9 protein-coding genes are annotated in these 6,635 nt (G+C 58.8%); all 9 read left to right on the top strand.

Features of this window, described 5'->3' with window-relative positions:
- The coding region (locus ACY69P_RS12900) for a hypothetical protein (RefSeq protein ID WP_462327762.1) at positions 1-309 on the top strand (309 nt) is incomplete at its 5' end.
- 20 nt (positions 310-329) lie between these two features.
- The gene (locus tag ACY69P_RS12895; protein WP_404844784.1) at positions 330-605 is read left to right on the top strand and encodes a hypothetical protein; all 276 of its coding nucleotides are present in this window, start codon (positions 330-332) and stop codon (positions 603-605) included.
- A 10-nt stretch (positions 606-615) separates the two neighbouring features.
- Positions 616-945 (top strand): FtsB family cell division protein, encoded by a 330-nt coding sequence (locus ACY69P_RS12890; protein WP_404844785.1) that lies wholly within the window; start codon positions 616-618, stop codon positions 943-945.
- Entirely contained in the window at positions 929-1,843 is a 915-nt protein-coding gene (locus ACY69P_RS12885) for a tetratricopeptide repeat protein (RefSeq protein WP_459899653.1), read from the top strand. Before ACY69P_RS12890 ends, ACY69P_RS12885 begins: the two co-directional genes overlap by 17 nt.
- A 174-nt stretch (positions 1,844-2,017) precedes the next feature.
- Complete coding sequence (locus ACY69P_RS12880) at positions 2,018-2,818, top strand: hypothetical protein (protein ID WP_459899654.1); 801 nt, start codon at positions 2,018-2,020, stop codon at positions 2,816-2,818.
- Between the two features lie 193 nt (positions 2,819-3,011).
- Positions 3,012-4,034 carry a class 1 fructose-bisphosphatase gene (gene fbp, locus ACY69P_RS12875; protein ID WP_459899656.1) on the top strand — a complete coding sequence of 341 codons (1,023 nt, stop codon included), beginning with the start codon at positions 3,012-3,014 and terminating at the stop codon, positions 4,032-4,034.
- 2 nt (positions 4,035-4,036) lie between these two features.
- Entirely contained in the window at positions 4,037-5,131 is a 1,095-nt protein-coding gene (tsaD, locus tag ACY69P_RS12870; RefSeq protein ID WP_462327763.1) for a tRNA (adenosine(37)-N6)-threonylcarbamoyltransferase complex transferase subunit TsaD, read from the top strand.
- A 180-nt stretch (positions 5,132-5,311) separates the two neighbouring features.
- On the top strand, positions 5,312-5,629 hold the full coding sequence (gene trxA, locus ACY69P_RS12865; RefSeq protein WP_404844790.1) for a thioredoxin: 318 nt from the start codon (positions 5,312-5,314) through the stop codon (positions 5,627-5,629).
- 218 nt (positions 5,630-5,847) lie between these two features.
- Positions 5,848-6,576: an outer membrane protein assembly factor BamD gene (locus ACY69P_RS12860; RefSeq protein WP_462327761.1), complete on the top strand. Its 729-nt coding sequence runs from the start codon at positions 5,848-5,850 to the stop codon at positions 6,574-6,576.
- Positions 6,577-6,635 lie beyond the last annotated feature (59 nt).

Below are 6,635 nucleotides of genomic sequence, written 5' to 3'. Positions count from 1 at the left end.
CTGGAGGCCATAGCCAAATTGCGCCTGAACAGTTACGCTGTCCTTATCCTTGAAGATTTTGATGGCTCGCGCCGCCTGCGTGACGAGGTTGCCATGTGGCCGGGCCACAAGCGCCGCGAAACGAATCTCATCCTCCTTGGCACAGAGGCCAAGAGCCTTGACCAGAATTTGGCCTTTCGCAATGGGGCGAATTTCTATATGAACACCAGCGACGGAGAGAACGCTCCGGAGTTGCTAGAAAGTGCCATTCAGGGTTATGAGCTGTATTACGAATTGTTCAACAAAGCGGCGCAAGGCGTCGGGAGCTGACCTCAACCTGACGGAAAACCATGGATTCCAAGACTTCCATTTTGCAAACACGGCTGATGAACTGCCTGGAAACCATCATCGAGCTGGAACAGGACCTTGAGCGCCTGGAGCTTGGTCATGTGCTGCTGGATGAGTTCAGTCAGCTCAAGGCCTTTATGAAACGCATCGATCAGGTGGACGTTGAGGAAGAGGACGTGCGTCGCATAGAGCGGGCTACTGCCAACTTCCTTGAAGAACTGAGAGGGCCGCTCGGGCTGGCTTCCCATGAGGAAGAACGTCCGAAGCTGGTGCAATGATCCCGGCGCAGTGAGACGAATTTTTCTTGTCATACTCATCCTGCTCAATTTAACCCTTGGATATCGCCTGCTTGTGGGCGACCAAGGGCTTATAGCCTATCGTGAACTGCGTGAAGACCACGAGCAGATGACCCGGCGACTTGCCGAGGCCGAGCAGCGCGCCCGCGACCTGTCGCGGGAAATCCGCCTGCTGAAGTCTGACCGCGACTACCTGAAGGATACACTTCGCAAGAGAATGAACTATCTGGAAAGAGACGAAATCGTCTACGTCTTCCCGGATTCGCAATCCGATACGCCTGACACGCACCCAGGAGCCGCCATCGATGCAGACCAAGATTAAATGGTTCAAGGAAGTGCTGGAACTGGAACCAGCGTCCAAGGTCTTCTTCCCTCTCGCCCGTCTGTACTTTGAGGATGGACAGCTTGAGGAGGCGGCCGCCACCCTGAAGGGCGGTTTGGAGCGCAATCCCGAACACCTTGAAGCCCGTTTCCTGCTGGTGGAAGTGCTGAGCGCCCTTGGCCGCAGCAATGAAACCACCGGCGAGGTAGAGACCCTGACGTCCGTTCTGTCCGCGTATCCCGCGTTCTGGAAGGCATGGGCCGAAAGCGGCGCATCGCGCACCAAGGACTCCGCGCTGGCGTTGTCCTTCCTTGCGGCGGATTTTCAGGGCAACAGCATTTCCTGGTCGCAGGTCATTGAGCGCGGTCTGGATTCTCTGTATGCCCAGCCCGGTACAGCCGCCCCGCGCGAAGAAGCGCAGGACGCAGACGGCGAGGACTTTGACGACGACGTTGATGTCGTTGCCGAGGCCGAAGCCGCAGGTCTGCCCGAGGCCACGATAGTGGCCGAGACGCTTGCCGCCGCTGCGGATACCGAGGGCAGTGTGGCGCCGCCGCAGGTCAGCCCCCGCCCGTCCGTGGTGGAACCGCGCGAGGACGAAACGCAGGAGGAAGCCACCCTGCGGACCCGCACCATGGCGAATCTGCTGGCGGAGCAGGGCGACTACCGCGGCGCGGTGGAAATCTATCAGGAACTGCTCACCGTCTGCGACGACGAGACGGACCGGGCGGAGATAGAGGACACCATCGCCGGGCTGAAAAAGCGCATCCGCAAGGGCCCGTCCAAGGGCGCATCCGCCGAGGAGCAGATGCCCCCGGCGGAACTCCCCGGCAAGGAGAAGCTGCTTGGCACGCTGGAAGCGCTGGCCGAGCGACTTGAAGCCCGGGCGACCCATTAAAATGTTCCAAAAAGGCTTGCGCCGCCGTCTCCGAAAGGGGCGGCGGCTCATTGCCGCTTGACCTTTATGGAGAGATAGCGCTTGCCCAAAGGCGCATCTTCTGTCACACCACCCAAAGGCAACATGTGGGCAGTCTGCCCGCATGCATTGACGACGATTACAAGGGGTTGGATTTTGAAACGCAAGCTCGCGCTGACATGCGCGGTTCTGGCCGCGACCTTTATGCTGCAGGGGTGTGAAACGCTCCAAGGCACATGGAAATCGACCAAGGAATACTACAAGGAATATATCAACGTTGACCCGCAGGTGGACCTTGAGCAGAGAGACTACGACTCCCGCGAGGAGCGTATGGCCGCGCTGTTCTCCCCTGTGGATACGCAACTGGAGTCGCTGTCCATCTACGTAAACCGGCAGGACCGTCTGCCCGGTGAAAAGTGGATTGACGGGCTGTTCTCCGAGTATTCCTGGGTGAACGGTGTTGCCGCGAGCATGCTCGACGGTGATGTAATCCTCCGCCGCCCCGACGCCGCGATGAAGCCGCTGAACATCGCCCCTCTGCTTGAGGACGGCGACGCCCTGCGCGACCGCGAGTTGCGGGTCTTCATTGACAAGACCCCCCTTGGTCCCGAAATGTACATGGGCACCGCCCTGTTCAAAGGCAACGACCTTGCCGGTATTGTCGCCGTGCATTTTGACATGCGCAGCGTCATCAATTTTTGTCCGCAGCCCGGTGAGCTGGTGGTCTTCACGCCCGAGCAGATGCTCTGGGAGGGTGAGAACAAGGCCACTGCCGAGGCGCTGTTCGACAGGCCTTGGGACGAGATGCTCGCCCAGCAGAGTGCGGGCACCATTACCATTGACAGCCGCGAGTATGATTGGATGAGCCGCTACATCGGCAACAAGCAAATCGTGTACGCTGTGCGCGCCCCCGAGGGCTCCGTCAGCGATTCCGGCAGTTTTTGGAACGTGTTGTAGTTTTCTGCGGCAAGGCAGTGCGGCGGAATATATTCTGCTGTAGGGCCGAGCGCTGTTTGGGCGTTCGGCCTTCGCTTTTTCGGGCCATGCGGGCCGGAAAAGGCATGTAAAACTTTGCCATGAATGTGATTTTAATGCTATTTATGATCTGTGAGCCGCTCTTTCTCGACCGACTCCTGTAGGAGGACTTGCGATGAGTCAGGTAACGGTTACCGAACATCTGCTTTTGCATCAGAAAAAGACGCCGATGGCGACAGGGCGCTTTACCAGTCTGATTAACGAACTCATTCTGTCGGCCAAGATCATCTCCCGAGAAGTCACCAAGGCAGGACTTGTGGATGTCCTCGGCTTTACGGGCGATACCAACGTGCAGGGCGAAAAGGTCCGCAAGTTGGACGAATTCGCCAACAATGTGCTTATCCACCGCATGCGCCGTTCCGGCGTGCTGTGCGCCATGGCATCCGAGGAAAACGGCGATCTTATCCATATCTCTGGAGATCTGCCGCGCGGTGACTACATTTTGATCTTTGATCCGCTGGACGGCTCATCGAACATTGACGTCAACGTCTCCATCGGTACCATCTTCTCCATCTACCGCCGCCCGCTGAAGAAAACCGGCGACAAGCCCTCCATGCGCGAGGTGCTCCAGTCCTGCGATAAGCAGATCTGTTCCGGCTACTTCATCTATGGCTCGTCCACCATGATGGTGTACACCACGGGCGAAGGCGTGCACGGCTTTACGCTGGACCCTAGCGTCGGCGAATTCCTGCTCTCGCACGAGGACATGAAGATCCCCGATCAGGGCAAGATTTACTCCGTGAACGAAGCCTACTGGAACTCGTGGGACCCGGCCACCAAGGAAGTGCTCGCCCATTTCAAGAGCACCACCAACAACCTTGGTCAGCCGTATTCCTCGCGCTACATCGGCTCCCTTGTGGCGGACTTCCATAGGAACCTGCTGTACGGCGGCATCTTTATGTATCCCGCCCGCACCCTTGACGATGGCAGCAAGGGCGGCAAGCTGCGCCTGTTGTGCGAAGCCGCGCCCATGGCCTTCCTTGTGGAGCAGGCCGGTGGTCTGGCGACCGACGGCACCCAGCGCATTCTTGATTACCAGCCCACGGAACTGCACCAGCGTGTGCCGCTGTTTATCGGCTCCCGCAACGATGTGGAAAAGGTGGCGGAAATCTACACCAAGCATCAGGAGCAGAAGTGAGCCTGACGCTTGGCATTGAGACATCATGTGATGAGACGGCCATGGCACTTGTTGCCGATGGCCGTCTTGTTGCTGAGCGCATTGCCACCCAGATTGACGCGCATGCGCTCTTTGGCGGAGTGGTGCCCGAGCTGGCCTCGCGCGAGCATTTGCGTGTGCTGGCCCCGCTGCTGGATGACCTGCTGGCTGCGGCCGGAGTCGGGCTGGAGGACATCGACAACATCGCCGTTGCGCGTGGGCCGGGACTGCTTGGCAGTTTGCTGGTCGGCCTGTCTTTTGCCAAGGGGCTGGCCCTTGCCACGGGCGCGCGCCTTGTGGGTGTGAACCATCTGTGGGCGCACCTGACGGCTCCCGCTCTTGAGATGGACATCACGTATCCCGCGCTGGGCCTGCTTGTGTCCGGCGGCCACACGCAGACCTATCTCATCCGCTCCCCCCTCGACTTTGAGGTGCAGGGCCGCACCCTTGACGACGCCGCGGGCGAGGCCTTTGACAAGGCCGCCAAGACCTTCAATTTTCCCTACCCCGGCGGCAAGTTTATTGACGTCATCGGCCAGCGCGCCAGGCCGGACAAGTCCATGTTTCCGCGCCCTTACGTTAATAACGACAATCTCGACTTCAGCTTCAGCGGCGTAAAGACCGCTGTGGTCAACTATGTGGCCGCGCATCCGCATTTGCGTCTGCCGCATATGCCCGAAGCGGGACAGGATGTGGAAGATTTGTTGGCCAAGGCCGGCGTGCTGGACGAGTTCGCCGAGGTGTGCGCCTCCTTCAACTGGTGCATTGCCGACGCGCTGCGCATTAAGGTGGACCGCGCACTGAGCGCCGTGAAGGAGCAGGGCGTCACAAGTCTTGTGGTGGCGGGCGGCGTGGCGGCCAACAGCGTTATCCGCCGCGTTATGACAGAACTTGCCGAAAGCCATGGCCTGACCTGCGTTTTGCCGCCCCTGCGGCTGTGCACCGACAACGGCGCAATGATTGCGCTTGCGGGCGAGAAGGTGGCACAGGCAGGGTGGAAGCATGATCTTGACCTTGAGGCCATACCCCGTGGCCGGGCGATTCCTTGGGATTATCAGCGGATAGTTGAAGAGGACTGACCGCTATGGTAGGTTGCGATGTCTTGACAGGCTCCACCCGTGAACTTACTGTCAAAGACTGCATCGCTCCGCTATCCGGTGTGCTGTCGTGGGAAAGCCATAAAGGCTATGGGCTGCATGACCGAGGAGCAGGGTGGAACACAATCAATGCCACCACCTTGAAAAGAAAAGGAGTACGATATGGCTTCGCAAGTGACTGACGGCAATTTTGAATCTGAAGTGTTGAAGAACGACGTGCCCGTTCTGGTCGATTTCTGGGCTCCCTGGTGCGGTCCTTGTCGAGCCATGGGTCCTGTGGTGGACGAACTGGCCGAAGAGTACGCCGGCAAGATCAAAGTCGTGAAGATGAACGTCGACGAGAACTCCGGTACGCCCAGCAAGTACGGCATCCGCGCTATCCCTACGCTTATCCTGTTCAAGGGCGGCGAAGTGGTGGAGCAGGTGACCGGCGCTGTCTCCAAGAGCAGCATCAAGGAAATGATCAGCTCTAAGATTTAGTGGCTTTTTTAAAAAAGCCTGTGTCAACAAAGGGTGGATTGGCGGTGCGCCGTCCGCCCTTTTTTCCTATGGGGATGCGCCGGGGCTTGACCGCGTGCTGTAAGCTCCTGTAGGTACCGTGACTGGATGTGCAAGGCTCTTGCCGCGCGCACCGTCATCCAAGTACTGCCCGGCCTACGCCGTGGCGTGAGATCACCGAGAATCCGGAAACAGGACACATGAAGAAAGTATTTCGCCTCTTTGCGGCTATTTCCATGGCCGTTGTCATTACGGGCTGTGGCTATATCGACTCCTATTTCATTGAGCCGCCGGAAGATACGGCGCAGGAGCTGTACGAGGCAGGCCGCGACGCCATGCATACCAAGGAATATGCTGACGCCGCAGGCTACTTTGGCAAGCTGCGCGACAGGTACCCCTTCAGCCCCTACACGCCGTCCGCCGAGCTGGCCCTTGGTGACGCCTACTACATGGACGAGCAGTACGAGGCCGCTGCAGACGCCTATATCGAATTCGAGGCGCTGCACCCCCGTCACGAGGAGATCCCCTACGTGCTCTTCCAGATTGGCAAGAGCCGGTACAGCCAGTTCTCTTCCATTGATAAGCCGCTGGAGCATGTCTCTCAGGCCATCGAGTACTTTGAGCGCGTGCGCGAAAGCTACCCCGATACCAAGTACGCCAAGGAAGCCACGGCGTACATCAAGGGGTGCCGTCAGTACATGGCCGACCATGAAATTTACGTCGCCGACTTCTACTGGCGCACGGAGCGCTACCGCGCCGCGTGGCAGCGCTATGAATCCATCGCGAAGAATTTCCCCGACCTGCCCAAGGTTGTTGACTACGCCGCCGAGCGTTCCAAGCTCGCTTACCTCCGCTTCCAAAAGGATTCGTCCGAGGACGTGCGGGAAGAAGCGCAGGGCAGTTGGAAGAAATGGTTTAAATGGTTGTAGAATAGAACGGCCCCTCGCAGGGCCGTTTTTCTTTTTTGGCCCGGACGGACGCCGATGCG

It is taken from the genome of Desulfobaculum sp., from assembly GCF_054921475.1.
This window is presented reverse-complemented; position numbering and strand designations above follow the sequence as displayed.

What these genes read in the sequence shown, in the direction of transcription:
- ACY69P_RS12895 (WP_404844784.1), top strand. Translation starts at nt 330, where the DNA reads ATGGATTCCAAGACTTCCATTTTGCAAACACGGCTGATGAACTGCCTG.
- ACY69P_RS12885 (WP_459899653.1), top strand. Translation starts at nt 929, where the DNA reads ATGCAGACCAAGATTAAATGGTTCAAGGAAGTGCTGGAACTGGAACCA.
- fbp (WP_459899656.1), top strand. Translation starts at nt 3,012, where the DNA reads ATGAGTCAGGTAACGGTTACCGAACATCTGCTTTTGCATCAGAAAAAG.
- trxA (WP_404844790.1), top strand. Translation starts at nt 5,312, where the DNA reads ATGGCTTCGCAAGTGACTGACGGCAATTTTGAATCTGAAGTGTTGAAG.
- ACY69P_RS12860 (WP_462327761.1), top strand. Translation starts at nt 5,848, where the DNA reads ATGAAGAAAGTATTTCGCCTCTTTGCGGCTATTTCCATGGCCGTTGTC.